Origin of the sequence: Methylocaldum sp. RMAD-M, from assembly GCF_017832375.1 — a bacterium.
Taxonomy (GTDB): domain Bacteria; phylum Pseudomonadota; class Gammaproteobacteria; order Methylococcales; family Methylococcaceae; genus Methylocaldum.
Genome location: NZ_JAFIBZ010000015.1, coordinates 36,267 through 61,860, shown reverse-complemented (window position 1 = coordinate 61,860; position 25,594 = coordinate 36,267). Strand labels below are relative to the sequence as shown.

23 protein-coding genes and 1 tRNA gene are annotated in these 25,594 nt (G+C 59.3%); 7 read left to right on the top strand and 17 right to left on the bottom strand.

Translation table 11 applies throughout. The annotated features are described in order from the left end of the window. Positions 1-120 precede the first annotated feature (120 nt). Positions 121-1,872, bottom strand: coding sequence for an alkaline phosphatase D family protein (locus JOD69_RS14985; RefSeq protein ID WP_245245614.1), 1,752 nt, complete (start codon positions 1,870-1,872; stop codon positions 121-123). Between the two features lie 216 nt (positions 1,873-2,088). On the opposite strand from JOD69_RS14985, the gene JOD69_RS14980 reads away from it, so the two are divergent. After that, positions 2,089-4,305 carry a DNRLRE domain-containing protein gene (locus JOD69_RS14980; RefSeq protein ID WP_210024026.1) on the top strand — a complete coding sequence of 739 codons (2,217 nt, stop codon included), beginning with the start codon at positions 2,089-2,091 and terminating at the stop codon, positions 4,303-4,305. A 68-nt stretch (positions 4,306-4,373) separates the two neighbouring features. Then, positions 4,374-5,189, top strand: a complete 816-nt coding sequence (locus JOD69_RS14975) for a tetratricopeptide repeat protein (RefSeq protein ID WP_210024025.1) — start codon at positions 4,374-4,376, stop codon at positions 5,187-5,189. Positions 5,190-5,624: 435 nt separating this feature from the next. Here the strand turns inward: JOD69_RS14975 and JOD69_RS14970 are convergent, their stop codons facing one another. The 3 genes from JOD69_RS14970 to JOD69_RS14960 all read right to left on the bottom strand — a co-directional run bounded on the left by JOD69_RS14970 (position 5,625) and on the right by JOD69_RS14960 (position 7,953). Continuing rightward, entirely contained in the window at positions 5,625-6,068 is a 444-nt protein-coding gene (locus JOD69_RS14970; RefSeq protein WP_210024024.1) for a hypothetical protein, read from the bottom strand. A 146-nt stretch (positions 6,069-6,214) separates the two neighbouring features. Beyond that, entirely contained in the window at positions 6,215-6,943 is a 729-nt protein-coding gene (locus JOD69_RS14965; RefSeq protein WP_086134716.1) for an alpha/beta hydrolase-fold protein, read from the bottom strand. A 53-nt stretch (positions 6,944-6,996) separates the two neighbouring features. Beyond that, positions 6,997-7,953 (bottom strand): acetylxylan esterase, encoded by a 957-nt coding sequence (locus JOD69_RS14960; protein ID WP_210024023.1) that lies wholly within the window; start codon positions 7,951-7,953, stop codon positions 6,997-6,999. A gap of 538 nt (positions 7,954-8,491) precedes the next feature. Between JOD69_RS14960 and JOD69_RS14955 the strand changes: the two genes are divergently transcribed. Further along, positions 8,492-9,337, top strand: a complete 846-nt coding sequence (locus JOD69_RS14955) for an aldo/keto reductase (protein ID WP_077732832.1) — start codon at positions 8,492-8,494, stop codon at positions 9,335-9,337. A 97-nt stretch (positions 9,338-9,434) separates the two neighbouring features. On the opposite strand, the gene JOD69_RS14950 is transcribed toward JOD69_RS14955, so the two are convergent. The 13 genes from JOD69_RS14950 to yjgA form a co-directional block, all read right to left on the bottom strand. Next, positions 9,435-9,653 (bottom strand): hypothetical protein, encoded by a 219-nt coding sequence (locus JOD69_RS14950; protein ID WP_210024022.1) that lies wholly within the window; start codon positions 9,651-9,653, stop codon positions 9,435-9,437. 403 nt (positions 9,654-10,056) lie between these two features. After that, positions 10,057-10,251, bottom strand: coding sequence for a hypothetical protein (locus JOD69_RS14945; RefSeq protein ID WP_139841110.1), 195 nt, complete (start codon positions 10,249-10,251; stop codon positions 10,057-10,059). Between the two features lie 79 nt (positions 10,252-10,330). Continuing rightward, a complete protein-coding gene (locus JOD69_RS14940; RefSeq protein WP_086134714.1) occupies positions 10,331-10,522 on the bottom strand; it encodes a hypothetical protein in 192 nt (63 codons plus the stop codon). A gap of 19 nt (positions 10,523-10,541) precedes the next feature. Further along, complete coding sequence (locus JOD69_RS14935) at positions 10,542-10,811, bottom strand: type II toxin-antitoxin system RelE/ParE family toxin (RefSeq protein WP_077732830.1); 270 nt, start codon at positions 10,809-10,811, stop codon at positions 10,542-10,544. Continuing rightward, positions 10,795-11,019 (bottom strand): DUF6290 family protein, encoded by a 225-nt coding sequence (locus JOD69_RS14930; RefSeq protein ID WP_086134713.1) that lies wholly within the window; start codon positions 11,017-11,019, stop codon positions 10,795-10,797. The genes JOD69_RS14935 and JOD69_RS14930 overlap by 17 nt, the downstream gene beginning before the upstream one ends. A 247-nt stretch (positions 11,020-11,266) precedes the next feature. Then, complete coding sequence (locus tag JOD69_RS14925) at positions 11,267-11,515, bottom strand: BrnA antitoxin family protein (protein ID WP_086134712.1); 249 nt, start codon at positions 11,513-11,515, stop codon at positions 11,267-11,269. A gap of 355 nt (positions 11,516-11,870) precedes the next feature. After that, positions 11,871-11,944 (bottom strand) — tRNA-Gln (locus JOD69_RS14920). A gap of 38 nt (positions 11,945-11,982) precedes the next feature. Continuing rightward, positions 11,983-12,375: a 30S ribosomal protein S9 gene (rpsI, locus tag JOD69_RS14915; RefSeq protein ID WP_077730789.1), complete on the bottom strand. Its 393-nt coding sequence runs from the start codon at positions 12,373-12,375 to the stop codon at positions 11,983-11,985. 20 nt (positions 12,376-12,395) lie between these two features. After that, entirely contained in the window at positions 12,396-12,824 is a 429-nt protein-coding gene (gene rplM / locus JOD69_RS14910; RefSeq protein ID WP_077730788.1) for a 50S ribosomal protein L13, read from the bottom strand. A gap of 60 nt (positions 12,825-12,884) precedes the next feature. Beyond that, a complete protein-coding gene (locus JOD69_RS14905) occupies positions 12,885-14,774 on the bottom strand; it encodes a nucleoside-diphosphate sugar epimerase/dehydratase (protein WP_240507065.1) in 1,890 nt (629 codons plus the stop codon). A gap of 3 nt (positions 14,775-14,777) precedes the next feature. Next, entirely contained in the window at positions 14,778-15,803 is a 1,026-nt protein-coding gene (locus tag JOD69_RS14900; protein ID WP_077730787.1) for a glycosyltransferase family 4 protein, read from the bottom strand. Between the two features lie 58 nt (positions 15,804-15,861). Beyond that, the gene (locus JOD69_RS14895) at positions 15,862-17,130 is read right to left on the bottom strand and encodes a TIGR03790 family protein (protein ID WP_205781099.1); all 1,269 of its coding nucleotides are present in this window, start codon (positions 17,128-17,130) and stop codon (positions 15,862-15,864) included. 9 nt (positions 17,131-17,139) lie between these two features. Further along, positions 17,140-17,658, bottom strand: a complete 519-nt coding sequence (yjgA, locus tag JOD69_RS14890) for a ribosome biogenesis factor YjgA (protein ID WP_077730786.1) — start codon at positions 17,656-17,658, stop codon at positions 17,140-17,142. A 156-nt stretch (positions 17,659-17,814) separates the two neighbouring features. Here yjgA and JOD69_RS14885 point away from each other — a divergent pair, with 156 nt between their 5' ends. The 4 genes from JOD69_RS14885 to JOD69_RS14870 all read left to right on the top strand — a co-directional run bounded on the left by JOD69_RS14885 (position 17,815) and on the right by JOD69_RS14870 (position 25,592). Further along, positions 17,815-20,124, top strand: a complete 2,310-nt coding sequence (locus JOD69_RS14885) for an alpha/beta fold hydrolase (RefSeq protein ID WP_168183852.1) — start codon at positions 17,815-17,817, stop codon at positions 20,122-20,124. A 42-nt stretch (positions 20,125-20,166) separates the two neighbouring features. After that, positions 20,167-21,885, top strand: a complete 1,719-nt coding sequence (locus JOD69_RS14880; protein WP_205780789.1) for an AMP-binding protein — start codon at positions 20,167-20,169, stop codon at positions 21,883-21,885. A gap of 177 nt (positions 21,886-22,062) precedes the next feature. Then, entirely contained in the window at positions 22,063-23,199 is a 1,137-nt protein-coding gene (locus tag JOD69_RS14875) for a thiolase family protein (RefSeq protein WP_086134709.1), read from the top strand. A 53-nt stretch (positions 23,200-23,252) separates the two neighbouring features. Further along, on the top strand, positions 23,253-25,592 hold the full coding sequence (locus JOD69_RS14870; RefSeq protein WP_240507064.1) for a 3-hydroxyacyl-CoA dehydrogenase/enoyl-CoA hydratase family protein: 2,340 nt from the start codon (positions 23,253-23,255) through the stop codon (positions 25,590-25,592). Positions 25,593-25,594 lie beyond the last annotated feature (2 nt).

Below are 25,594 nucleotides of genomic sequence, written 5' to 3'. Positions count from 1 at the left end.
GCTGCGCTAACCCACCCTTACGATTAATGTTCGCTTGAATGTCGAACGAAGGAACGCTTCCACGGGCCGATGGCGTCGACATGCGTTTTCACCAATTCGGGGCCTGGCTCGGTTGTCTACTCAGTCGGGATCTCGTCCGTGTTCAGCCTTCAGTGTCTTGCTGAATACCGACGCGCCGTAAAGATCCTTTAGGTCCACCGTCAACTCGTGGGTCTTGCGGTTGATGTTGACCTCGCCGAAGAACTGCAAGCCCGCATAGGGCGAGAGGTTGACCTGACCCGCCGGCGGCGCCTTGGCGAACACGACCTGCGGCCCGAAGGTGCCGTCGGTGGTATTGGGACCGAAGGAACCGGCGTTGAGCGGGCCGGCGACGAATTCCCAGAACGGCGAGAAGTTCTTGAATTGCGCCTCCGAGGGATCGTAGAAATGCGCGGCGGCATAATGGACGTCGGCGGTCAGCCACACGATGTTCTTGATTCGCTCGTGCTTGATGAAGCGTAAGAGGCGGGCGATTTCCAGCTCGCGGCCGACGGCGGGGCCGTTGTCGCCGTTGGCGATGGCTTCCCAGCGGGGCTGGCCGTTCGCATCGACGCCGTCGCCGATGTTGAGGCCGATGGGCATGTCGGCGGAAATGACTTTCCAGGTGGCCCGCGATTTCTTCAGTTCCTTTTTCAGCCACTTCAACTGCGCTTCGCCCAGAAACGCCGTTTCCGGTCCCTCCTGCGTCTGCAAGTTGGCCGTGTTCGGGCCCCGGTAGCTGCGCATATCGATGACGAACACGTCCAGCAGCGGGCCGTAGGAAATCTTGCGGTAGAGACGCTCGGACTCTTCCGCCGTATGCGGGCGCAGGGGCGCATATTCGTGGAAAGCGCGCGTGGCGTGAGCGATCAGCACCGGAATCTCCTTGAGCGTGTAGCGGGGATCGTTGGCCAGGTCCTTGGCATCGGACCAGTTGTTGACCACTTCATGGTCGTCCCATTGCCAGATCTGCGGCACTTCGGCGTTGAAGCGGCGGAGGTTGGCGTCCAGCAGGTTGTACTTGTAGCGGCCCCGGAACTCGTCCAGGGTTTCGGCGACCTTGGAGACTTCGGGCGTTACGAGGTTGGTCCAGATCTGGCCGTTTTCGGCCGGTTTGCTCGCTTCGATGGGACCGTCGGAGTAGACGCTGTCGCCGCTCTGAATGAAGAACTGCGGCTTCACTTGACGCATGGCTTCATAGATCCTCATGCCGCCGAACGCCTCGTTGATGCCCCAGCCCTGTCCCGCGGTATCGCCGCCCCACACGAAGCGTATGTTCTCGTGCTTGCCCACGGTGTGGAAACGACCGATGACCGGCTCGCTCTTGTTGCGGGCGTTGGTCAGATCCTCGAACCAGACCTTCACATACACGTCCTTTCCGGACGGCAGCCCGACCAGGTCCTGACGCGCGGTGAAGTCGGAGACTTCGAGCGCATGAGGACCGCGGATGACCTTGGAATCGGTGAATTGTTCGTTGAACGCGTATTCCACCCACATACGGGCCGGGCGGTCGCAGCGGCTCCACACGATGGCGCGTCCCTCGCCGACATCGCCGAACTGGATGCCCTGTTCCATTTGCGGCAGATCGTGAAGAAGCCGGAGCGGGTCACTCGGGCGAAATATGGGAAGACGGCCTCCGTCCGCTGTGATTTGACCGACGGGGATTCGAATGCGGTCGGGCGCTCCTGGGACTTGAATGGTAGCGCCTGCGATTTCACCGCCGGCGGAAAGCTGAATGTCGCCGCCCTCCGCCAAGACTTGAGCGGACATGCTCAAGGCCAACAGGAGCGCGGACGCGGCAGCTTTGCCGATGGGAGACAGAATATTGCGTGTTTGTCGATCGAAGGCCTGCATGGAACACCTCATGGAGTTTCTGGAGGCCCGGATTCTATAAATCGCTTCGGGTCAGCCTGATGACGGTTCGATGACCGATTCATGACCTTTACAGGTTCGGCTCACCTGGAAGTCTTCGATGCGCTGAGCTTCGTTTTCGTCGTATCCCTGTCACTAGTTCGTCACTTGTGCTGCGTAGTATTCCGGCGGCTCCACAACCAACACCAGGGAGTTTCTATGAAGCCGTCGAACTTTTTCCGCGTTTTTTCATTGACTCTTGCCGCCTTGATGGCGACGACGCTGGCCCGCGATGCCGCCGCGCTTTCGGTCACCCGCGGCCCTTATTTGCAGATGGGCACATCTAGTGGGCTCATCGTGCGCTGGCGCTCGGACGTGGCCTCGAACAGCCGGGTGCGCATCGGCACCAGCCCTACGAACTTGACGCTCACCTTCGATGATGCCGCGTCGACCACCGAGCATATCGTGCAGGTCACCGGACTCAATCCCCAGGCCAAGTACTATTACTCGATCGGCTCCACCACGCAGACGCTCTCGGGCGGCGACAGCAATACCTATTTCCACACCGCGCCGACCACGGGCACGCAGCAGCCGACGCGCATCTGGGTAATCGGCGACGCCGGCACCGGGACTTCCGGCCAGGCCGCCGTGTACAACGCCTATCGCAACTTCACCGGCGCCAATCCCACCCATTTGTGGCTGCAGCTCGGCGACAACGCCTACAGCAGCGGTACCGATGCCGAATATCAATCGAAGATGTTCAACATGTATCCGGACATGCTACGGCAGTCCGTGACCTGGCCGACGCTGGGCAACCACGACGGCGCCTCGGCCGATTCGGCCACCGAGACCGGCCCTTATTACGACATCTTCTCGCTGCCGCGTAATGGCGAAGCGGGCGGTGTGGCATCGGGTACGGAGGCGTATTACTCCTTCGATTACGGCAACATCCACTTCGTCGTGCTCGATTCGCAGGATTCGAGCCGCGCCGTCGGCAGCCCGATGTTGAGCTGGCTGGAATCCGATCTTCAGGCGTCCAGCGCCGATTGGAATATCGCCTTCTGGCATCACCCGCCCTACTCCAAGGGTTCGCATAATTCCGACACCGAGACTGCGTTGGTCCAGATGCGCCAGAACGTCGTGCCGATTCTCGAAAATTACGGCATCGACCTGGTACTGACCGGCCACAGCCATTCCTATGAACGCTCGAAGTTCATCGACGGCCATTACGGCTCGTCCTCGACCTTCAGCGACGCGAGCCATGTCGTGCAGTCCGGCAGCGGCCGCATCGACGGCACCGGGGCCTACACCAAATCGGGCGTCGGCGCACCGCACGCCGGCGCGGTCTACGCGGTGGCGGGCAGCTCGGGTCAGACCAGCGGCGGCACGCTCAATCATCCGGCCATGTATGTCTCCTTGAACGAACTGGGTTCGATGGTGCTGGATGTGAACGGTTTGACGCTCGACGCCAAATTCCTCAACAACAACGGCACGGTGCGCGACTACTTCACCATGACCAAAGGCGGAACACCGCCGCCGCAGTTGGCCAACGTGAGCGGCGCGGTGTGGCAGGACATCGACGCGGACGGCATCCGCGAAACCGGCGAGAGCTTCCTGCAAGGCATCGAGGTGCGGCTCTATACCGATACCAATACGCTGGTTGCCACCCAGTCCACCAACGCGAGCGGTGCCTACCAATTCTCGAGTGTTGCGGCCGGCAGCTACTACGTGCAGTTCATTCCGGGCACGCGCACCATCTCGCCGCAGGATCAGGGCGGGAACGACAGCATCGACAGCGATGCGAGTCCGCTCGATGGCAAGACCGCCGTGTTCAGCGCGGTTGCGGGCAGCAGCGTCGTCAACGTGGACGCCGGCATGTACACGGCCGGCGGCGCGCCGCAAACGGTACACTTGCAGGACGGCCTAAACGCTTACGCCGGCACGCAAGACACCTATGTCGCAAGCGGCAAGGCCACCACCAACTACGGCAATGCCACGACCGTACTCGCCGATGGCGCCGACGGCACCAACGGCCGCCTCATCGGTTTGATGAAGTGGAATGTTTCATCAATCCCGGCAATGGCCACCGTGACCAATGCCACCGTCACGCTGCGGATTTCCAACCTCAGCAACGGCACCTACGACCTGTATGCGGTGAACACGGCCTGGACCGAAGGCGGCGCCACCTGGAACAGCGTCGATCCGCTGAACAATCAGGGCGTACTGATCGGCTCCTTCCAGCCCTCGGCGACCGGCACCCACACCATCCAGCTCAACGGCGCCGGCATCTCGCTGGTACAGGGCTGGGTCAACGGAGCGGCCGCGAACAACGGCCTCATGATCGTGGACGGCGGCACCAGCGACGGCGTCGATCTGCGTTCGTCCGAGTACGGTACGCAGTCGCAACGACCGAAACTCACTGTCACCTATCAATAAACTTCCGACGCCGGGCACCCGTGCTCAATGCCCGGGTCCCGGCACGTTCTTGCACCTAGGAAAAGTTCATGTCTACACGAACACTGCTTATTGCCGCACTGCTGGGATATTCTGGCTTCACGCTGGCTCACGGCGACGTGCACGAACGCATCCACGATCTCAACCGCGAAATCGCTCATCACCCCAAGAACGCCGATCTGCTCATAAAACGCGGCCAATTGTTTCTCGACGAGGGTCACGCCGACCATGCGCACGACGACCTCGCCAAAGCGATCAAACTCGCTCCTGGACGGATCGACGCACTCTTCCATCTGGCACGGGCGCAACTCGTGCTGAAACAGCCGGATGCCGCGTTGGAATCCGCGCGGCAATTTCTCCGGCAGGCAACGAACGATGCCGCCAAGGCGCGCGGCCACGTGCTCACCGGCGATATCCTGTCGGTATCGGGCAAACCGCTAGCCGCGGCCGAGGCGTACCTGACAGCCGTCAGACTCTCCAAGGACATAAAACCCGATCACGTGCTCTACGCCGCCGACGCCTTTCACTCGGCGGGCAAAACGGACAAGGCCATAGAAGTGCTGAACGACGGAATCGCGCGGCTCGGCCCTCTGCACGTGCTGAGCGAGCGGGCGCTGACGCTGGAGATGGAGCAACAACGCTACGAGTCGGCGTTGCGGCGGGTCGATCAAATGCTCGCAACCCACCAGCGTATGCCTTTCTTGCTCTACAAAAAGGGAATGATTCTCAAGGCGCTGGCGCGCATGGACGAATCCAAGCGGACTTTCGCCGCCGCGCTCAAGGAAATCGACGGACTACCCGAGGCGCGCAAACAAACTCCGGCTCTCGAAAGTCTCCGGACTTCGCTGTTGGCGGAGATGAACTAGGCGCGTTCACATTGATCTCTCACCCGCTGTCGATGATGGACGACATTCGATCCCCCCGCCGGCGCATGCAAGTTCGCCAGGTGCCAAGGGAGAACATCTGGTTGCCGGAGTGTTATCGTCCGATCGATTAACGAAAAGACAAACAAAAACCCCGCGAAACGAGGCGGGGTTTTTTCGAAGTAGGCGGATAATCCTAGAAACGGCAGTTGGACGTGCTCGAGTGTGCGGCGGGCGGGTCGGCTGGCAAGGCGCGACGCCGCCGCGGGGTAGTCTCCCGCAAGAAGGAGCAACGCCGCCAGGTGGCCCGCCCGCCGTGCAATCGGGCACGTAGCGGCTTCACCCAAACGGTGAAATCGGCAGAAGGGACGACGGTCGGAATCCTCGCGGCGTTTCTACCGCATCTAAGCGGTCAACTGCCGTTTCTAGGATAATGGCTCAGGAAGTGGCTAAGCCCGCGTCCGCGGGAGCTTCAACGGTAGCGGCCGAATCCCGATGAGCCGCCCGCTCCTTCTGGTACTCGTCAAAGGATTTCTTGGCAGCGTCCGCGCCGGCCTGGATTCCTTCGCCCATGGCATTATCGGTGGGTATCAGGCTCGCGACGACCAGAGCGCTGTAAACGACCCCGTACGATAGATAATAAAAGCCTTTATAAACAACCTCGGACAAGGTCTGACTTACGGCCGACACGCCTCCGGAAACGGCTTCGCGCGCATCGCCCGCACCTTCCCTTAAACCTTGAACGGCTGCTTGTGCCGGCGTTTCCAGGGCGGTTGCTTCCATCACGGTTTCTTGGTGCGTTTCGGAAGTCATCTGTACGATGGTTTCCCGAAGGATTTTTTCTCCAGTGTCATTTGAATCGGAGGATGTTTTCTTGGCCATAGTGATACCTGTATGGGTTGCTGCGACGAAAGCGATGGCTTATGGAACAAGGCGATTTCGACGATAGCAAAAACTTTTCGGCCTGTCGTACATGCCTCATGCGACATTTCCGCACAGGTACTTTAGTCTGAAAACGGACATCCAAATCACACGTATAGCGGCGCCATCTTGCGCCAGTAGTGGGCTTGATGGGCGCGGCCGTCCCACTCGCTGAGGTGGTTCCACACGCCTTTTTCCCAGAGCATGCGGCTCAGATAACGGTTGTTTTCGAGAAAGGGATCCTCCCGACCGACGACGAGGATGATGTCCATGGCGCGCAAGGCGTTCAGTTGGTCGCATTGCCCGAGATTGGGCAGGAAATGGCAGGGGGTATTGTAATAGATGTTGTCGTCGTAATAGCCGTCGTACAGATTGCCGAAATGCTCGACACTCAGGGTCAGATCGTAGCGCCCGGAAAATGCGCTGAGCTTCCGAAACAGGTGCGGGTGACGAAACGCGATGTTGGCGGCATAGAAGGCGCCCAGGCTACAGCCATGAGCAATGACACAAGGATGCGGGTTTTTCGCGGCCATGAACGGCAAGACTTCATTGAGGATATAGTCCTCAAACTCGATATAGTGTCGGATTCGATCCGCCGGGTGCCGCCAGCCACAATAAAACGTCTCGTGCGCCAAGCCGTCGACGCAATAGAGTTGCAATTGTCCCGCCTCGATCTTGTGGGCCAGTGCTTGCACGATACGCAAGTCCTCGTATTCGTAAAATCGCCCGTCGCGCGTCGGAAACACCAACACTTTCGCTCCGGCATGGCCGAACACCAGCAGTTCCATGTCGCGATTCAGCCGCGGGCTATACCAACGATGATATTCACGGTTCATGCTGAATTACCAAGTGTCGTAAGCAGCGATCGAAGGATTCGGGCTTCATGCAACTACAGCGCTTCGAAAAAATCCGCGAGGATGTCCCGCAGTTCCGCGTCCTGCCGCGCCCTGGCCGGATAATCGACATGCCCCGCTTCCAGGACATAAAGGCTCTTCGGCCCTGCTAGGGCGTTATGGACCGCGAACTGTCCGGGCGGTGCCACCACCGGATCGAACAGGGCGGCCGCCACCTGAACGGGGATCCCGGTATACGCCGCCGCACTCGCGGCATCGTAATAACGCAATGTGTCCAGAACGTTACCGTGCTTCTGCTGGTAATCCCTGATCGCGCGCCCGCTGCCTACGGTCGGGAGTTCGAGACGCAGCGGATGATGGCCGAAGGTGGGCATGTTCAGGTGCGCCCTCCGGATGCGGGCGTCCCAGGGCAACGCCAAGGCGCCGATGCCGCCGCCGAAGCTGATGCCCATGTAGCCGATATGACCGACCGTCTCGGGGTACAGCTCGAGCAGAGCCGACACCGCGAGCCACAAGTCCTCCACGCAACCGCCGAGAATGTAACGGTCGCGCTTGTCGATGTCGTGCAGGACGTGCCAGTACGGCTCCTCGGAAATCGGCGGCCGGCGGCTTCGGGAAAGGCCACGAAAACAGGGAAACAGATAGGCGGTATCCGCGACGGGAAGGTCAAAATCCGGCGCATCCCGGCCGCCATAGCCGTGCCCCACCACCATGCCGCGCCGCACCGACCGGTCTTGCGGCAGAAGCAACCAGCCGCCGATGATGAAATCGTCCGTGGAACGGTATTCGAGGTCGTACACGGAGAAGCCCTCCCGACCTTCGGGCCATCGGCTCAGACGCGGTTGGGGGGATACCGTCAAGGTTCGCCGGTAGCGGGCCTCCCAAAAAGCCGCGAAATCATCCGGTATGACCGGAGCTCCGACTTGCAGGAGCCTATCCAGGGTGTAGCCGTAAGTTGGATCGAAGGTATACGCGTGGCAAAAATGAGACATCGTAAGGCTTATCCTGAGGTGTCCTCGACGGCCGAAATCGTACTTAGAGCCTATCCCAGTAGGCCGTTCGCCCTGAGCTTGTCGAAGGGTTTCTTGAGCCTACTGGGATAGGCTCTTATGACCTGGTGCGAACAGGGACGCCGCCCCGAATCGATGCTTGCCGATATGCTGCACACTTCGCCCCGTTCGCCATATTTTACCTTTCGGCTTCAACATTGCCCGAGAGCAGTAGCTCACGCCACTGGGGTGACTACATTTCGGTTTGTTCCGAGATTTCAAAGGGGCGTCAACTTCAATGCCGGATAGCGTACTTTCGAGTGTGGCGAAGCCGAAAACATGCAGTTTGCATTCCCCCTGGATCCACTGCCGGTTTACCCGCATAGCGGCCGATCTGTCCGTCGCCGGATGCGTCTCCGTAATTAGTCCTATAGAGTTCGGTTCTTGTACGATTGTCGCCGACGCTCTGAAACAAATGCATTAGTCATGCGGCATTAGTCAAACAGTTTAAAGTTAACGTCCTCTCGCTCGGAGACCATCGATGAAAGACACCGACTTCGTGAGATCCGCCTACGGGGTGCGGATACCCAAGATTCTGTACGGGACGGCATGGAAGAAGGACCGCACGGCGGCTCTGGTGCAGCAGGCCATCACCTTGGGATTTCGCGGCATCGATACCGCCGCCCAGCCGAAGCATTACGACGAGCCGGGCGTCGGTGCCGGCGTCGCGGCGTGTTTGAAGGCGGGGCTGACCCGTGCCGAACTCTATCTCCAGACCAAATTCACGCCCGTGAATGGGCAGGATCCCACCCGAATACCGTACGATCCGAAGGCGAGCTTGGCCGAGCAAGTCGCCCAATCGTGCGAGAGCTCACTGAGAAATCTTCAGAGCCCGTATCTCGATGGGCTGGTACTGCATTCCCCTCTAGCGAACGAGCGAGACACGATGGAAGTATGGCGGGCGATGGAAGCGATCTTCGAGGCTGGCGCCGTGAAGCAATTGGGAATCAGCAACTGCTATGCGCTCGAACAGCTCGAGCGGTTGTATCGGCAGGCGGCCATCAAGCCGGCGCTGATCCAGAACCGCTTCTATGCCGAGACCCGTTACGACCGCGAGATTCGCGCCTTCTGCCGGCAACACCAAATCGTCTATCAGAGCTTCTGGACGCTCACCGCCAATCCCCAGGTCATCGCACACCCCGCCTTGCAGACCTTGGCCGCAAAGTACCAGCGTACGCCCTCGCAAATCTTCTTCCGCTATCTGACCCAGATCGACATCATTCCTCTGACCGGCACAACCTCGGAAACCCACATGCGAGAGGATCTTGCGATCTTCGATTTCGAGCTGACGACCGGCGAGTGCGATGCGGTGACCACCTTGCTTTGATTTTAAAGACAGCTGATGGCCGAGGGGAGGAAACCAACATGCCAGTCATGGGACATCACTCAAATACCCAAACCCTGACAGCTTTGATAGCGATGGTTCACGCCCGCCCTACCGGGCTCGTTTTTACGTCCGAATGCGAGACCAGCCCCCGTAAACCGACCGCCAAGACATGTGCCTTGGCGGTCGGCGTATGCGTCGGCAGTGTGAAAAACCCATAGCATCCATAGATCACGTAGCCAGGGAATACGTAAAGCCCGTTAATCATGGTGGTGATGGCGGTGTCCGTGCCCGTGTTTGCCCTTGTGATACCCGCCATCGCCATGGTAGTGGTGTCTGTGGCCGTGGCCATACGCATGGCCGTGGTGATGGGGGTGTACCACTCTATAGCACCCGTCCAGTGCCATCATCAATGTTAGCAACATTGCTATCCGCCAAATTTTTTTTGCTGATGCGTTCATCTGTATCGAAACTCCCCTAACCCATTACAAAGACAAGCGGAGTTGCCTGATCCAGATACGCCGTGTTTCTCTACGGCCGATCATGCAATTCGTTCCGCGCCTCCTTTCTACTCCTCCCGACATTAACCAAGCCTTAACGCACTTGACCCCCGCCGAACGTAGGAAGTGGAGCTTGTCGTCGTCCGCCGGCCTGCGCGGTAGCAAGCATTGCACTCGCTCCAGCCGAGTCCGTAAGCCGAACGACGGAGTTTCACTAGTCAGTTAAAGCGTTCGGAATTGGAGTATCGAGGACGCGCAGGGCGTCATGAGTGCCCATTCGATGATGTGAAGCGTGGACAGAGCGGCTACGGCGGAATTAGGAAAGAAGCGGAACGAGCCGGCATCGAAATTCCGAACGGCCCGCCCGCGTTCGCCGTTCAGATCATGAACCGCGTAAGCTCGCTTCCGCGTGATCAAGACTGACTCCATGCTTGCAAAAAGGTTGGCGGCTGCTTTTCGGGGCGCCAGGGGGAGTGTTGGAATGTGAGAACTGACGCTATTTGTGTGCTCGGATCGCCTCCGGCTCCTCAAGCGATTCCGGAATCGTTTGATACTTCTCGATGTCGATGACCACAGCCTTACCCCTTCCATCGGCATCGGTAATGAAATATTCATGGATCTCCACCACGCCGGATTCCTCGCAATTATTTACGTCATCAAATAACGAAAGCCTGACACCTTTATTCATGCCACTGCCGTAGTTGCTGCTATCGGTAAATGTCTCGTCGATGTCCGATTTTGATGACTGTCACCGTGACGGTTTGGTCTTCGATATGGCAGATAAGGCGGTAATCGCCTATGCGGTATTTCCAGAAATTTCCAAGTTCCGAGCCGTGCAAGGCTTCGCCTAGTGCTCTAGGATTTGCGGCTGTTCTTATCCGTTCATCCAGAAACTTCAGTATTCGTTTCCTGATCGGCGCATCCAGTTCCTTCAGCTGCTTCTTTACCTTGTCCGGTATCTCAACATTCCAGGCCATGTTCTTTCATGACTTCTTCGAGGGATGTTGTTTTCTCCCGCCCTTCCTTGATGTCCGTCATGACTTGTTCGGCCTCCTTAAGATCGTGCAAGTCTTGCAGGTATTCGAGAATCACTTCTCGGGTCCATTCTTCCTTGCTTTTCCCGTGCTCTTTGGCAACGGTGTCGAGTTGGTTCTCGAGTTCGGGTGAAAGCTCGATGGTGATCATGGTGTTACTCATTCAATGGGTCGGAAGGTAGCTGGCCGTTACCGAACGGCTTCGTAATGAACTTCGTAGCAGTTCATGACTTCTTGGTCAATGCGTGTTCCTGTTTTGTTGCAATCCTTCAAAGGGCGCCCGGGAATTTTGAGTGTTCTGGTCGCGGATCGCGAAACCTTGTCGCCGGCGTTATTCGGTATGTCGAGCCAAGGTTTCGTCGCCATCGAACCCTGACACCTTCTCAAACATCGGGTAATCAGGCCGTATGCAGTTCCTCTCGGATAATCCGCCGTAGGGTTTTTTGGGTGATCGGCGCATTCTCCGGCTGAATGCCTGCGCGTAGCGCTTCGTTAATCAGCGTTTGATAACCTTTTCCTTCCGCTTCAGCCTTCGTGCGGAAAGCTTCAATGATGTCGTCGTCCAGGAAAATCGTAATTCGGATTTTCCCTGGCGAAGGAATTACCGGGCCGCGTCGGCCTTTGCTGAAATCGTATTCGTCACGCATAAGCTTCACACTCTTTTGGGCTGGTCTTTCGGGCCGAAATAAGGCGCGTCCGATCCCCACGCGGCGTATGTACAACGACTAGAGCGTTTTTGATCCCGGTGTACGGATTCGTGTTCGCGCGGGAAGAACGTAGGTCGGCAATCCCTTGCCGACAAAGCCCTTTGCCGAGCAGGTACGTCGGCAAGGGATTGCCGACCTACATATGGGGCTCCCTTACACCGAATCAGAAAGTGCTCTAAAGCCCGCTCCCACGAGCCGTAAACCAATCCGACAGCCGCTCTAAGCACCCGTTCAAAGCTCTGTTGGCGTCAGGCAACAAAAAAGGGCCATACCGAAGTATGGCCCTTTGAATTGTTGGCTGGGGGACCTGGATTCGAACCAGGGTTGACGGAGTCAGAGTCCGTAGTCCTACCGCTAGACGATCCCCCAGTAAGTAAAGCACGCCGGGGAAGCCGGCGCGCCTTGCATTAACGCTTGGAGTATTGCGGACGGCGTCTTGCTTTGTGCAGGCCGACTTTCTTACGTTCGACTTCGCGCGCGTCGCGGGTGACGTAGCCGGCTCTGCGCAGCGGCTGGCGCAGGGTTTCGTCGAAGCTCATGAGCGCACGGGTCAAGCCATGGCGGATGGCTCCGGCCTGGCCGGTGGGACCGCCGCCTGCGACCTTGACGAACACGTCCATCTTCTCTCCCAGAGCGACGAGTTCGAGCGGCTGGCGCACGACCATCTGGTCGGTCTTTCTGCCGAAGTACTCTTCCAGTTGTTTGTCGTTAACGACAATACGACCGGTTCCGGATTTTGCGTAGACGCGTGCGACCGCGCTTTTGCGGCGACCTGTTCCGTAATACTGCGCTTGTGCCATGGTTGATTCAGCTTCTTAAATTAGATTTCCAACAATTTGGGCTGTTGAGCCTGGTGATTGTGCGTGGGCCCTGCATAGACTTTCAGCTTGCTGAACATGGCGCGGCCCAAAGGATTGCGGGGCAACATGCCTTTTACGGCGGTCTGGATGATGCGTTCCGGATGAGTTCCGCGCAGCTTGCCCAGGGCCACGGACTTCATGTTGCCGATGTAACCGGTGTGCTTGTAATAGATCTTGTCTTGCTCTTTATTGCCGGTAACACGCACTTTTTCCGCGTTGACGACGATGATGTAGTCGCCGGTGTCGACATGGGGCGTGTATTCCGCTTTGTGTTTGCCGCGCAGACGACGCGCGATCTCCGTCGAAAGGCGCCCCAGCGTCTTTCCTTCCGCGTCGATGACGTACCAGTCGCGTTTTACTTCGGCCGGTTTTGCGCTAAAGGTCTTCATTACTGCACGCTCCAAACTCTGGCGTTGTTCGAAAAAGCGGGTATGGTACCCGACAACACATTATAAAACAAGCGATCGCTGAATGGCGGACCGATCGTCTTCTCCATACTCGGCGGCGGTACGCTGGACGTATTCGGGAACCAGCCACTTGAGTTTGTGCAGGATCGCGGCCTCGTCGAAAGACCGGCAAGCCTCGGCCAGTTCGATCACGGCTTTCTTGGCCATCCGATAGTCGACGGTCAGGGGATGGGCCAGCAAGAGCTTGCTGTGCTCGGTCGGCGTGGGTCCCTCGTGGTCGTTGAACAATTCCTCGCTGATTTTTTCGCCGGGCCGGAGTCCGACATATTCGATCCGGATATCCTGTCCGGGGCGTTTGCCGCTTAGGCGAATCATTTGTTCCGCCAGGTAGCTGATCTTGACCGGGTCGCCCATGTCCAGCACGAAGACTTCTCCGCCTTTTCCGATGGTCGCGGCCTGCATGATCAATTGGCAGGCCTCGGGTATCGTCATGAAATAGCGGGTGACATCGGGATGAGTCACGGTGACTGGTCCGCCGGCCCTGATTTGCTCGCGGAACAGAGGCACCACGCTGCCCGCGGAATCCAGCACGTTCCCGAAACGCACGTTGATGAAACGAGTCCCGGCGACGCCGTTCATGCTCTGCACCAAGACTTCCGCCGCCCGCTTGGTCGCTCCCATGACGTTTTCGGGGGCTACGGCCTTGTCGGTGGAGATCAGCACGAATTCGTCGACGCCGCCCGCGATTGCCGCTTCCGCCACCGTATAAGTACCCAGAACATTATTCTGAACTGCCTGGCGGACCTGATATTCCAGCAACGGGACGTGCTTGTACGCCGCCGCATGGAAGATGACTTCCGGCCGATATTGCGAAATCACCTGCTCGACGGCGAGCTTGTCGGTGACATCGCCGAGTATCGCGGACAGGCGCAATCCGGGGAAGCTGCGCCTCAACGCCCGTTCGATCTGGTACAGATTGAATTCGCAGCGCTCGAAAACGATCAGCTCGGCAACGGAAAATTGTGCGATTTGCTTGCAGAGCTCCGAGCCGATCGAGCCGCCTCCGCCGGTAACCAGAACCCGCTTTCCGCCGAGATGGGCCTGAATGCCCTGCCGGTCGAGCTTGATCGGCGCGCGTCCGAGCAAATCCTCGATGGAGACTTCGCGCAGGTGCCCCGACATTTGGCCCGACAGCATTTCCTGCATCGACGGCAAGGTCAGAAATGGGACGCCGGTTCCTTCGCAAATTTCGACGAGACGCCGCATCTCCTTGTCCGTGGCGGATGGCACGGCGATCAGAATCGTCTCGATCTCCAATTTCTCGACGAGCCGCGGAATCTGTTCGCAACGTCCCCTCACTCTCACGCCGTGAATCTCGCTTCCTTTCTTCTTCGGATCGTCATCCACGAACGCGATCGGGGCGAACTCGGTCCCGGCGGCGCGAAGCAGGTCCCTCACCAGCATTTCGCCGGCCTTGCCCGCACCGACGATCAGCGCGCGCCGCCCGGCCGACATCGGCGCGCCGCGATCTTTCCAGATGCGGTAGATCAGCCGCGGCGTGGACAACAGAAATAGCAGCAGCACCGCATAGAGCGGAATGACGGAACGGGGCACGCCTTCCAGCCGATTGACGGAAAACAGGATGATGGCGATCGTGGCAATCCCGAGGCAAGACGCCTTGGCGATACGAACCAGGTCGGGAATGGACGCGAACCGCCAGATGCCGCGATACAGTCCCAAGCGGCGGAAAAACACGGCTTGGACGACGAGGACCAGGGGCAGCCAGTGCAGCGAAGTCCGCGTTTCGAGTTCGGGCGGCAACGACAAATTGAACCGCAGCCAATAAGCGCCCAGCCAGGCGAGCGCCACCATGATCAAATCATGAATGAATATGATCGTTCCCGAGCGCATTTTCGAAAGCATGTCCTGCATCGCTTACCCCCCCTGTTTTCCTGCCTCCAGCCATAGCGCCAAGCCTATCAAAGGCGCATAGGCGCACGCCAGAAAGACCGGCTCCAGCTGCGGCCAGCGCACCGCCGCGAAGGCCCAAGGCAATAACCAACACAGATTGATGGCCAAGACCGACAGGCTGATCCGCTTGTGACTGGCCCAGCGCCGCGCCGCACGCTGATACGCATGGCTGCGGTGCGCCTCGTACCAGCGCTGCCCGCTGAGCATACGCCTCACCAGCGTCACGCTCGCATCCACGAAAAACACGCCGAACAGAATCAGCCAGACCGCCAGGGACAGCGTACCTTCGACGGAGGTACGCAGCGCGAAAACGGCCAGAACGAACCCGACGAACGCGCTCCCAACATCCCCCATGAAGATTTTCGCGGGAGGCCAGTTCCAACATAAGAAGCCGCCCGCCGCTGCCGCCAGGGCTAACAATAAAACATTTGCATCCCCTGGGAACAGCGGCGACTGATAGGTCAGAAGCCCGTACGCGGATATCGCCACCGAAACAACCTCGATTCCCGCGATGCCGTCTATGCCGTCCATGAAGTTGAACAGGTTCAACAGCCAGACCGCCAGCAAACCGGCGAGAACGGGGCCGAGCCAGCCCAATTCGTAAATTTCGGCGGCGAACCGGATCGATTCGAAGCCGCCCAGCCAATAAAGCGCCCAGCCGGCGCAAGCGATCTGCACGATTAGACGCCATCTTGCAGGTACGTGTCCGTGATCGTCCCAGAAACCGATGGCAGCTATCGGCAGTGCCCCGAGCACGAGCATAAAAAGCTCGAATGAGATTTGTCCCAGCCAGTGGAGACCGGCCGCGACGAGCGTGAAAGACAGCACGACCGCCAAACCGCCGCCGCGGGGCGTCGGCACCTGGTGGGAACTGCGGGCATTGGGCAGATCCAGCAAGCGTTTGGTCGCGTAACCGCGCACCGCTCCCGTCAGGATGCCGGAAACCAGCAGCACGGAGATGACCAAAAACCCTAACGAAAAAAGACTCATCAGTTATTTTGCTGCGCCGCTCGGCAGCCGAAAGAAAACCGGCACGAATTCTTTTGAACTATTTCTTGGTTTGTTCGCTGCCCGGATAGGCCAATCGATAAAATGCGGCGGTATCCGGCAATTGGAAGGACAGTTCATTATAGCCGGGTATGAGGACATAGGTTTTGACCGCCGAACGGTAGGGTCCGATAGCGCTGGTCGCGGCTTGCAACGCCAGCATATGCGACCTCGGGGAAAACAGCTTGACGGTGATCAGGCCTTTATGCTGGATCAATTGAGGCGCGAAGGGCGCCGCCAAAGGCTCGCCGATGAAAACGCCCTCCCCTGGCCGGGCGACGCTTTTCCAATAGGCTTCGAGTACCGTATCGCCTTCCAGATAGTGCCACATAGCCACGGCCGGATGAGGAAACTTGCTCAGGATATTGCAGGGTTCCGTCACCGTGCCGTAGCTCGCCGTAGCCCCCGCCTCCAGCCAGCGCACGCTGCTCATCTGGGCATTTTCGGTCAGCCTCCCGCCGAACGAGGTCAGGTGATCCGCCATCGCCCCGGGCACGAAACCCAAGGTGTCGAGATCCGGCACCTTCGCCAGTCCGGTAAAGTAGAACAGCACATCCTGCTTGCCGCTGATGAAGTCCGCTTCAACCCGATGCAGCCGGATCGCCGCGCCGAGCATATCGACCGTCTTGTCGAACGTGACAGCCCGAACGCTTCGGTGCTTGTCGGAGGTGTTCAGCAAGTAACCGGTACCGGCCGGATAGGTCCGGTCGGAGGCGATGCCGCGATCGATCAGTTTGCGGACATCCCGGACCGTGCGCCCGGCCAGCATCATCGCGGGCCGAATGCCGTGATCGGTATAAGGCGCGCGGCTGGCGGAATGAAAGTATCCGCTGGGCTTGGTTTCGCCGCATTTGCTCGAACAATAGGCTTGGTCGAAACCTAGCGCGAAAGCGGAGGTGATCGACATGCAATCGACCCTGAACGGCGCCATCCATGCGAGCGCATAGGCTTGAACCCCCGGCGGCGTCCGACTGTCCACCGCCTGCTTGACGGATTCGAACTGGGCGCGCGGCAGGTTGTCGGTACCCGGCGGAAAACTCACCCGTATCATGTTCTCCTCGGGTATGCCTCGCCGTTTTTGGTAGTAATTGCCGATGGCGACGCTCGACGGGTCGGCCTCGTTCACGATGACCGCCAACTCCGCCGGCCCTAGCGACCTCCGCGAAAACAGCAGCCGATCGATACTCTCTTCGGCCTTTGCAACCTGAAATGCGGCGGCAAAGACTGCGAAAAGGATCGGCAGAAAAACCGACCTAATCCGATACTTCACGGGTCAACCTCACTCCAGAACTTCCCGCAAGTACCGAAACAGCAAGCGAGCAGACTTGGGGGCAGCCGCCGCATCGCGCTCCCGGCGCGCGTCTCGGGACAGCTGCCGCAACTTCTGCCGGTCGGCTCCCGGATGGGCTGCCAAGAATTCGTTAATCGCGGCATCGCCTTCGGCTATCATGCGATCGCGCCAACGCTCGATGACATGCTGCCGGTGCACCGCTTCAGCGCTCTCGTTCCTGAGGGCCGCGAGCCCTGCCCGAATGGGTTCAGCGTCGATATGGCGCAGCACTTTGCCGATATACTTGCGCTGCCGCTTAAGGGCGCCGCGCTCGGTGATGGACTGTCCGAGCCGCACCGCTTCCATCAGCTCTACAGGCAAGTCCAGCCGCTCGAGCTGTTCGCGGGATAAGCCGATCAACTCTTCTCCAAGATCCTGCAAGGCTGCGCTTTCGCGCTTCAACTGGGATTTACTGATTCGCTCCGGATACTCATCCGGCGAAATTTCGGGATCTTCCGTCCACGTCATGAGAAAGCGACTACAAAAAGGCCAGATAACGGCACTGAATTTTCGGCCTACTATACCACTCGTCCCACCAAAACGGTGGTGACGGCCGATTGAGCAATCAATCGGCACAGATGGATCTAAATGAAAAGAGAGAGTACGCTACCCGACAGAAAAAGTATGTTTCTCAAACAACGCCACATGGAAGGCCATCCGAACGCAGATCCGGAATATGGCATCAACACCTCGACTTATGACTGGTCGGTGCGCGTTTTCCGGCAGATCAAGAAGCTGCTCAAGGTCCGCATCACCTTGCACGGCAGCCCGGACATCATTGATCGCGGCCATATCTTCCTTTTCAACCACTTCGCCCGATTCGAGACCTTCATCCCCCAATACCTGATGTACGAGGCCAGAAAGGTCTACTGCTGCTCGGTGGCCTCGGCGGAATTCTTCGAGGAGGAAGACAGTGTCCTGGCGGGATTCCTGCGCGACGTCGGCGTCATCCCGAACAACTACCCGAGACTTCTGCCCTGGCTCGCCGAACAAATCCTGCTCGGCCGCAAGGTCGTCATCTTTCCCGAAGGGGGCATGGTGAAGGACCGCCGGGTTCTCGACAAAAGAGGCCGCTACAGCATTTACTCCCGAGTCAGCATGGATAGGCGCAAACACCATACCGGGGCCGCCGTTCTGGCGATGGGTCTTGAAATCTTCAAAATGGCCGTGCGCCGCGCCGAGCACCAAGGGCAGCAGGAGCGTCTGACATCATGGGCCGAGGCGCTCGGGATGGAGAGCCGCGAAGCCCTGCTGGCCGCCGCGCACCAACCCACCATCGTGGTTCCGGCGAACATTACCTTCTATCCCATACGCATCAACGAACATATTTTGAGCAGCGCCGCCGAACTGTTGAGCCGTGGGCTGAGCCGGCGGGCTGCGGAAGAAATCCTGATCGAGGGGAATATCCTGCTGCGCAACACCGATATGGATATCCAGTTCGGACATCCGATTATCGCGTCGGAGTCCTGGCACCACTGGGAAACCTGGCTGGCAAAATGGGTAGCGCCGCGCATCGGGACAATCGACGATGTCTTCGCCGTCACCCGGAAACCCGCCAACACGAAAGAGCGGCTCCTGGCCGGCCGGCTGCGCCAGCGTGCCCAGATCGTGCGCAACAAATATATGCGCGAGATGTATCAGGCGGTGACGGTGAATCTCAGCCACCTCGCCTCGACACTGATTTTGTATCGCGCAAGACGTAACCGGATCGAGATCGACCGGGCCGAATTTTTCCGCAGCCTGTATTTGGCCATCAAATACACCCAGCGATTGCCGCACGTACATCTTCACCGCAGCCTGCAAGACCCCGAGGAATATCGAAACCTGCTGGAAGGCGAACATTCCGGTCTGCAAGAATTGATCGATACCGCGAAAGCCAGCGGGCTGATCGAAGTTCATCCGGATCGTTATCGGTTGCTGCCCAAGCTGCTTCATGAACACGAATTCGATGAAATTCGCATCGAAAACGTAATCTCGGTTTATGCCAACGAGATCGAACCCATTTCCGGCATTACGGAGGCAGTCAAGCGCGCCCTATCGGTGGAAAAGAAGCTAAGCGCTCTCGAACTGGCAAATCTTCAGTTCGACGATGAGGTCAGGTCATGGCGATGGGATTCGAAGCACTATGCCAAACACGCTCCAAGTTTGACGTCTCCTGCGATAACCGCGGCCGCGAGCCCTCGCCCCTTCTTTCTGAAGGCGCGATCGAGCAATGGTGCCGGCGTGATTCTGATCCACGAACTTTTGTCTTCGCCGGCCGAAATGCGCGACTTCGGCGGACGCTTGGCCGATCTCGGTTTTCACGCCCTCGGCGTCCGTTTGAAAGGCCACGGAACTTCGCCCTACGACCTCAAAGACCGACGCTGGGAGGACTGGCTCGAATCCTTGCGCCGCGGGTACGAGATCATGAAGGCTTATGCGTCTCACATTTACATCGTCGGCACCGGAATCGGCGGTCTGTTGGCGCTGCAACTGGCCAGCGAACAGCCTGAGCGCTTGGCAGGGATAGCCGCGATTTCGCCGCCCTTCAAGTTCAGCGCGTCGGGTCCCATGGCTCCGCTGCTCCGCAGCCCAAACATTCTGGTTCGCTGGATGTCTCGGCGAAACAGCCGGCCGTTCGTGGAAAGAACGCCGGAATATCCGCAATACGCCTATCGGGAAGTGCCTCTGCGTACGCTCTACGAACTGCGCCGCTTGATCCAGGAACTGGAGGAAAGTCTCGCGGACGTGCAGTGTCCGGTATTATTGGCACAGGCCGATCACGATCCGATTCTCGATCCGGAAAGCGCGCGGATGATCTATAAGGCCCTGAGCTCGAAGAACAGGATTCTCCGGTCCGTGCATGCCGATCGCCACAATATGCTCGCGGAGGATATTGGTGGTATAAGGGACATCGTGACTCGCTTTTTGACCAGGGACGCCCCGGCGGGTTGAGTCGAACCCGTTCAAGTGATTTATTGTGCAGCGGAGAGCGCCATGCGAAACCTTCAAAGCACCTTGTCGCAATACGTCATGGAAAAGCCCTGGTTGAAGAGCTATCCGCCGGGCGTCCCGGAAACCATCGGCGAACCGCAATACTCTTCGCTGGCGCATTTTTTCGAAGAAATGGCCGCCCGCTATCGGGAACGGCCGGCACTTTCCAATTTGGGGCGGACTCTTTGCTATGCCGAACTCGAGGAGCTGAGCCGGCATTTCGCCAGTTTCCTGAACCGACGCCTAGGCCTGGAACGAGGTGAACGGATCGCCATCATGCTGCCGAATGTCTCGCAGCAACCCGTTGCCTTATGGGGCGCGCTGCGCGCCGGGCTGATCGTCGTCAACACGAATCCCCTCTACTCCGCCCGCGAATTGGAACATCAACTCCAAGACTCGGGGGCAGCAGCCCTGGTGATGCTCGAGAATTTCGTCCCGGCAGTAGCGGCCGCGCTTCCAAGATTAAAGCTCAAGGCGATCATCATTTCCGGACTCGGCGACCTGCTGCGGTTTCCCCGCTCCTATCTGATCAACTGGTACGTGCGCCTGTTCAAAACGGGAAACCCCGGCACCCACATCAGCGAGGCCGTCTCCTTCAATACGGCCCTGCAGGAAGGCAGCCTGCTTTCTTTCGAAAGGCATGATCTGAAACTGGAAGACGTCGCCTTTCTCCAATACACCGGAGGCACCACCGGCATCGCCAAAGGGGCCATGCTGACGCACCGCAATCTGCTTGCGAACGTGGAGCAGTGCACCCAGTGGATTGTCGGCGGACTTCCCCCGGAACGAGCGATGGTCAAAGGCGAGGAAGTCGTGATCACCGCGCTGCCGCTCTACCACATCTTTGCCCTGACCGTGGATTTGCTGTGCTTCACCGAACTGGGTGGGTTGAACTATCTCATTACCAATCCGCGAGACCTGCAAGGTCTCATTAAGATGCTCGGCAAGGTGCGTTTCAGCGTCATAACCGGCGTCAACACGCTCTTCAAGGGATTGCTCAACACGCCCGGCTTCGACGAACTGGATTTCAGCTCGCTCAAGTTCGTCATCAGCGGCGGCATGCCGACCGAGGAAGCCGTGGCGAACCGCTGGCAGCAAGTGACCGGCTGCCCGATCACCGAAGGTTATGGCTTGACCGAAACCTCTCCCGTGGTTTCCGTCAATCCGCCCGGATTGACGGAATTCAACGGCAGCATCGGGCTTCCCGTGCCATCCACCGAATGCAGCGTTCGGGACGACGACGGACGTCCGCTGCCGGTCGGGACGGCTGGCGAGCTGTACGTGCGCGGACCTCAGGTCATGAAGGGTTATTGGAACAGCCCGGACGAAACCGAAAACGTCATGACGCCGGACGGGTGGCTGCGTACCGGGGACATCGCCCGGATGGACGAAAACGGATTCTTCTATATCGTGGACCGCAAGAAGGACATGATTCTCGTCTCGGGCTTCAACGTTTATCCCAATGAACTCGAGGCCGTCTTAAGTACCCACCCGGCTGTTCGGGAGTGTGCCGCGATAGGCGTGCCGGACGACAAGACCGGAGAAACGGTCAAGGTTTTTATCGTGCGCAAGGACGAGAGCCTGGATGCGGACACCGTCCGCCGCTACTGCCGTATGAACTTGGCGGCCTACAAGGTGCCTAAGTATATAGAATTCCGCGACGAACTCCCGAAGAGCGCCGTAGGCAAGATTCTTCGCCGCGAGTTGCGGAAACTGACTTAACAATACGACACGCAGCACGTTCCTTTAATTCCCGCTGCGTCTAAGAATTTCGGATGACACGGCCGATTTAGGCGGCCACAGGCGATACGCCGCCATTTCTGTATTTAATTGTTGTTTCCGTTTCGGAGATCGAGCGATCTCCTGTCCTTTGTGGCGTTTCCTGTCAGGAGGCAGACCATGAAAAACGTTGTCATCGCCGGCTACTGCCGCTCGCCGTTTACCCCGGCCAAGAAAGGGCAGCTCAGCGGCATCCGCCCCGACGAATTGGCCGCGCAAGTGGTGAAAGCCTTGTTGCGCAAAACCGGCGCCAAACCCGAAGACATCGAGGATTTGATCCTCGGCTGCGCCTTTCCGGAAGCCGAGCAAGGCTTCAATTTGGGCCGTCTCGTGGTATTCCTGGCCGGTCTCCCGCAGTCGGTCGCAGGCACCACCATCAACCGGTTCTGCGGCTCGTCCATGCAGGCCATACACCAGGCGGCGGGAGCCATTCAACTGAATGCCGGCGAGGCGTTCATCTGCGCCGGCGTCGAATCCATGAGCCGGGTGCCGATGACGGGCTTCAATCCGATGCCTCACCCCAGGCTTTACCAGGAATATCCGCAAGCCTACATGAGCATGGGCGAAACCGCGGAAAACCTGGTCGAGCGGTACGGCATCAACCGCGCCGACCAGGAGCGCTTCGCCTTCGACAGCCAGCGCAAAACGCGGGAAGCCGGAGACGCAGGCCAATTCGACGACGAACTTATCCCCATCGAGACACCTGACGGCACGGTGACGCAGGACGGCTGCCCGCGTCCCGAAACCACTCCGGAGGGCTTGGCCGGTCTTAGACCTGCCTTCAGGGAGAACGGCGTGGTCACGGCCGGAACCTCTTCGCCCCTCACCGACGGCGCCGCCGCGGTCCTGGTCTGCTCCGAGGATTACGCGGAACGCCACGGACTCGAACCCCTGGCGCGCGTCAAGAGCATCGCGGTGGCCGGCTGCGCCCCAGAGATCATGGGCATAGGTCCGGTCGCCGCGAGCCGCAAGGCGTTGCAACGCGCAGGGCTCGCTCTCGAGGACATCGATATCATCGAATTGAACGAAGCCTTCGCGGTCCAGGCGCTGGCGTGCATCCGTGAACTCGGCATCGACGAGAGCAAGCTCAATCTCCACGGCGGCGCCATCGCCCTGGGCCATCCGCTGGGCGCGAGCGGAGCCCGCATCACCGGAAAAGCGGCGTCGCTGCTGAAAAAGGAAAAGAAGCGCTACGCCCTGGCGACGCAGTGCATAGGCGGCGGACAAGGCATCGCGACGATTCTGGAAGCGGTTTGAACTTTGAAAAGGCGGGCCTCGGATGGCCCGTCTCCAAGTCAAGTGAGGCCGACATGATGAAAATAGAAAAAATGGCTGTCATCGGCGCAGGAGTCATGGGATCGGCTATCGCGGCCCAGGCCGCCAACGCCGGCGTCCCGGTTTTGTTGCTGGACATCGTGCCCGAAGGCGCAACGGATCGGAACATGGTTGCCAAGAACGCCTTGAAGAAGCTTCAGGAAACCGATCCGCCCCCGTTGATGCACCGCAAGAATCTCGCGCGGATCACGCCCGGCAACATCGAGGACGATCTCGAAAAACTCGCCGAGGCCGATTGGATCATCGAGGCGGTAATCGAAAAACCGGACATCAAGCACAGGCTCTACCGCAACCTGGACAGTGTCCGCAAATCCGGTTCCGTCGTTTCCTCCAACACCTCCACCCTCCCGCTCGCCGAGCTCACGCGGGACATGCCGGAGAATTTCCGGCGCGACTTCCTGATCACTCACTTCTTCAATCCGCCGCGCTACATGCGGCTGCTGGAAATCGTTTACGGCCCCGAAACCCGGCCCGATGCGCTAGCCGCGCTGGTCGACTTCGGCGACCGGCGGCTCGGCAAGAGCATCGTGCATTCCAACGATACGCCCGGCTTCATCGCCAACCGCATCGGCATCTTCTGGCTGCAGCTGGGGCTCCTGGAAGCCCTGCGTCTCGGGCTCACCGTCGAGAAAGCCGACACCGTCATCAGCCATCCGTTCGGCATCCCGAAAACCGGCATATTCGGCCTGCTCGACCTGGTCGGTCTCGATCTCGTCCCCCACATCGTTCCCGGCATGGATCGGGCGCTTCCGCCGAACGATCCGTTCCACGCCATCAGCCAAGTGCCGGACCTGGTGACGCGGATGATCGCGGAAGGCTATACCGGACGCAAAGGCAAAGGCGGATTTTATCGCTTGAACCGGAACCGCGGCGAGCGGATCAAGGAAGCGCTGGACCTTCAAACCGGCGCGTACCGGGTCAGCACCAAACCGGAACTCGCCAGCATCGCGGCGATGAAGGCGGGCGGCTTGGCCGGGCTGCTGCAGTTCCACGACAAGACCGCCGAATACGCCCGGAGCGTCATGGCCCAGACCCTGGCTTACGCCGCCGAGGTGGCGCCGCACGTCGCCGACGACCTGGAATCGGTCGACCGTGCCATGCGGCTGGGCTACAACTGGCAGTACGGCCCGTTCGAACTGATCGACCGGATCGGCGACGAAAACCTGGTCCGGATGCTCGAAGCCATGGGCAAGCCCGTGCCAGATCTGCTCCGACACGACGGACCGCTTTACCAAGTCGTCGACGGGCGGCTGCACGGGCTTGCATTCACCGGCACGGGCGGGACCAAGCCCACTCTACGAGCGGTGAACCGGCCACCCGGCGTCTTGCTGCTGGCCGACGTCAAGCGGCGCAGCAAGCCTCTGACGAAGAATCCTTCGGCGAGCCTTTGGGACGTGGGCGACGGCGTCGTCTGCCTGGAATTCCAGAGCAAGATGAACACCTTCGATCCTCTGGTGCTCAAGCTGGTCCACAAGGCTGTCGACATCGTGCGGAGCGATTACCGCGCGCTGGTGATTTACAACGAAGCCGACAATTTCTCCGCCGGAGCCAATCTCGGGGTGCTGCTCTTCGGCGTCAACATCGCGCTGTGGCCGGAAGTGGAGAACATGGTCAAACAGGGCCAGGAGGCGTTCAAGGCACTCGAATACGCGCCCTTCCCCGTGGTCGGCGCGCCCTCGGGAATGGCCCTCGGCGGCGGATGCGAAATTCTGCTCCATTGCGATGCCGTCCAGGCTCATGCCGAATTGTACATGGGGCTGGTGGAAGCCGGCGTCGGCGTGACTCCCGGCTGGGGCGGCTGCAAGGAGATGCTGCTGCGCGCCTTCGCCGACAAGAAATCTCCCCAAGGCCCGATGGCGCCGGTCGCCCGCGTCTTCGAAACCGTCAGCGTCGCCACTGTGTCGAAATCGGCCCAGGAAGCGAAAGACCTTCTGTTCCTGCGCCCCACCGACGGCATCACCATGAACCGCGACCGGCTGCTGTTCGACGCCAAGGAAAAGGCGCTGGCGCTGAGCGAAAGCTACGCGCCGCCCGAGCCGCCGGTCTTTTATCTCCCAGGGCCTTCGGGCAAGGCCGCGCTGGACATGGCCATCGGCCAGTACCGGCGGCTCGGCAAGGCCACGGCCCACGACGCTGTTGTCGCCGGAGCCTTGGCCGATGTACTCACTGGAAGCGATACCGACATCAGCAAGCCATTGTCCGAAGACGATCTCTTGGCATTGGAGCGGCGCGCCTTCATGGACCTGGTCAAGCGAAAGGAAACGATCGCCCGCATGGAACACATGCTGGAAACCGGCAAGCCTTTGAGGAACTAGCC

Coding starts and splice junctions, on each gene's coding strand:
- JOD69_RS14985 (WP_245245614.1), bottom strand. CDS start 1,872: ATGCAGGCCTTCGATCGACAAACACGCAATATTCTGTCTCCCATCGGC.
- JOD69_RS14925 (WP_086134712.1), bottom strand. CDS start 11,515: ATGCGTGACGAATACGATTTCAGCAAAGGCCGACGCGGCCCGGTAATT.
- JOD69_RS14980 (WP_210024026.1), top strand. CDS start 2,089: ATGAAGCCGTCGAACTTTTTCCGCGTTTTTTCATTGACTCTTGCCGCC.
- JOD69_RS14935 (WP_077732830.1), bottom strand. CDS start 10,811: ATGGCCTGGAATGTTGAGATACCGGACAAGGTAAAGAAGCAGCTGAAG.
- JOD69_RS14880 (WP_205780789.1), top strand. CDS start 20,167: ATGCGAAACCTTCAAAGCACCTTGTCGCAATACGTCATGGAAAAGCCC.
- JOD69_RS14965 (WP_086134716.1), bottom strand. CDS start 6,943: ATGAACCGTGAATATCATCGTTGGTATAGCCCGCGGCTGAATCGCGAC.
- JOD69_RS14900 (WP_077730787.1), bottom strand. CDS start 15,803: ATGAGTCTTTTTTCGTTAGGGTTTTTGGTCATCTCCGTGCTGCTGGTT.
- JOD69_RS14960 (WP_210024023.1), bottom strand. CDS start 7,953: ATGTCTCATTTTTGCCACGCGTATACCTTCGATCCAACTTACGGCTAC.
- JOD69_RS14955 (WP_077732832.1), top strand. CDS start 8,492: ATGAAAGACACCGACTTCGTGAGATCCGCCTACGGGGTGCGGATACCC.
- JOD69_RS14950 (WP_210024022.1), bottom strand. CDS start 9,653: ATGGCGGGTATCACAAGGGCAAACACGGGCACGGACACCGCCATCACC.
- JOD69_RS14875 (WP_086134709.1), top strand. CDS start 22,063: ATGAAAAACGTTGTCATCGCCGGCTACTGCCGCTCGCCGTTTACCCCG.
- JOD69_RS14970 (WP_210024024.1), bottom strand. CDS start 6,068: ATGGCCAAGAAAACATCCTCCGATTCAAATGACACTGGAGAAAAAATC.
- JOD69_RS14940 (WP_086134714.1), bottom strand. CDS start 10,522: ATGAATAAAGGTGTCAGGCTTTCGTTATTTGATGACGTAAATAATTGC.
- yjgA (WP_077730786.1), bottom strand. CDS start 17,658: ATGACGTGGACGGAAGATCCCGAAATTTCGCCGGATGAGTATCCGGAG.
- JOD69_RS14930 (WP_086134713.1), bottom strand. CDS start 11,019: ATGATCACCATCGAGCTTTCACCCGAACTCGAGAACCAACTCGACACC.
- JOD69_RS14905 (WP_240507065.1), bottom strand. CDS start 14,774: ATGCAGGACATGCTTTCGAAAATGCGCTCGGGAACGATCATATTCATT.
- JOD69_RS14975 (WP_210024025.1), top strand. CDS start 4,374: ATGTCTACACGAACACTGCTTATTGCCGCACTGCTGGGATATTCTGGC.
- JOD69_RS14885 (WP_168183852.1), top strand. CDS start 17,815: ATGTTTCTCAAACAACGCCACATGGAAGGCCATCCGAACGCAGATCCG.
- JOD69_RS14870 (WP_240507064.1), top strand. CDS start 23,253: ATGATGAAAATAGAAAAAATGGCTGTCATCGGCGCAGGAGTCATGGGA.
- rpsI (WP_077730789.1), bottom strand. CDS start 12,375: ATGGCACAAGCGCAGTATTACGGAACAGGTCGCCGCAAAAGCGCGGTC.
- rplM (WP_077730788.1), bottom strand. CDS start 12,824: ATGAAGACCTTTAGCGCAAAACCGGCCGAAGTAAAACGCGACTGGTAC.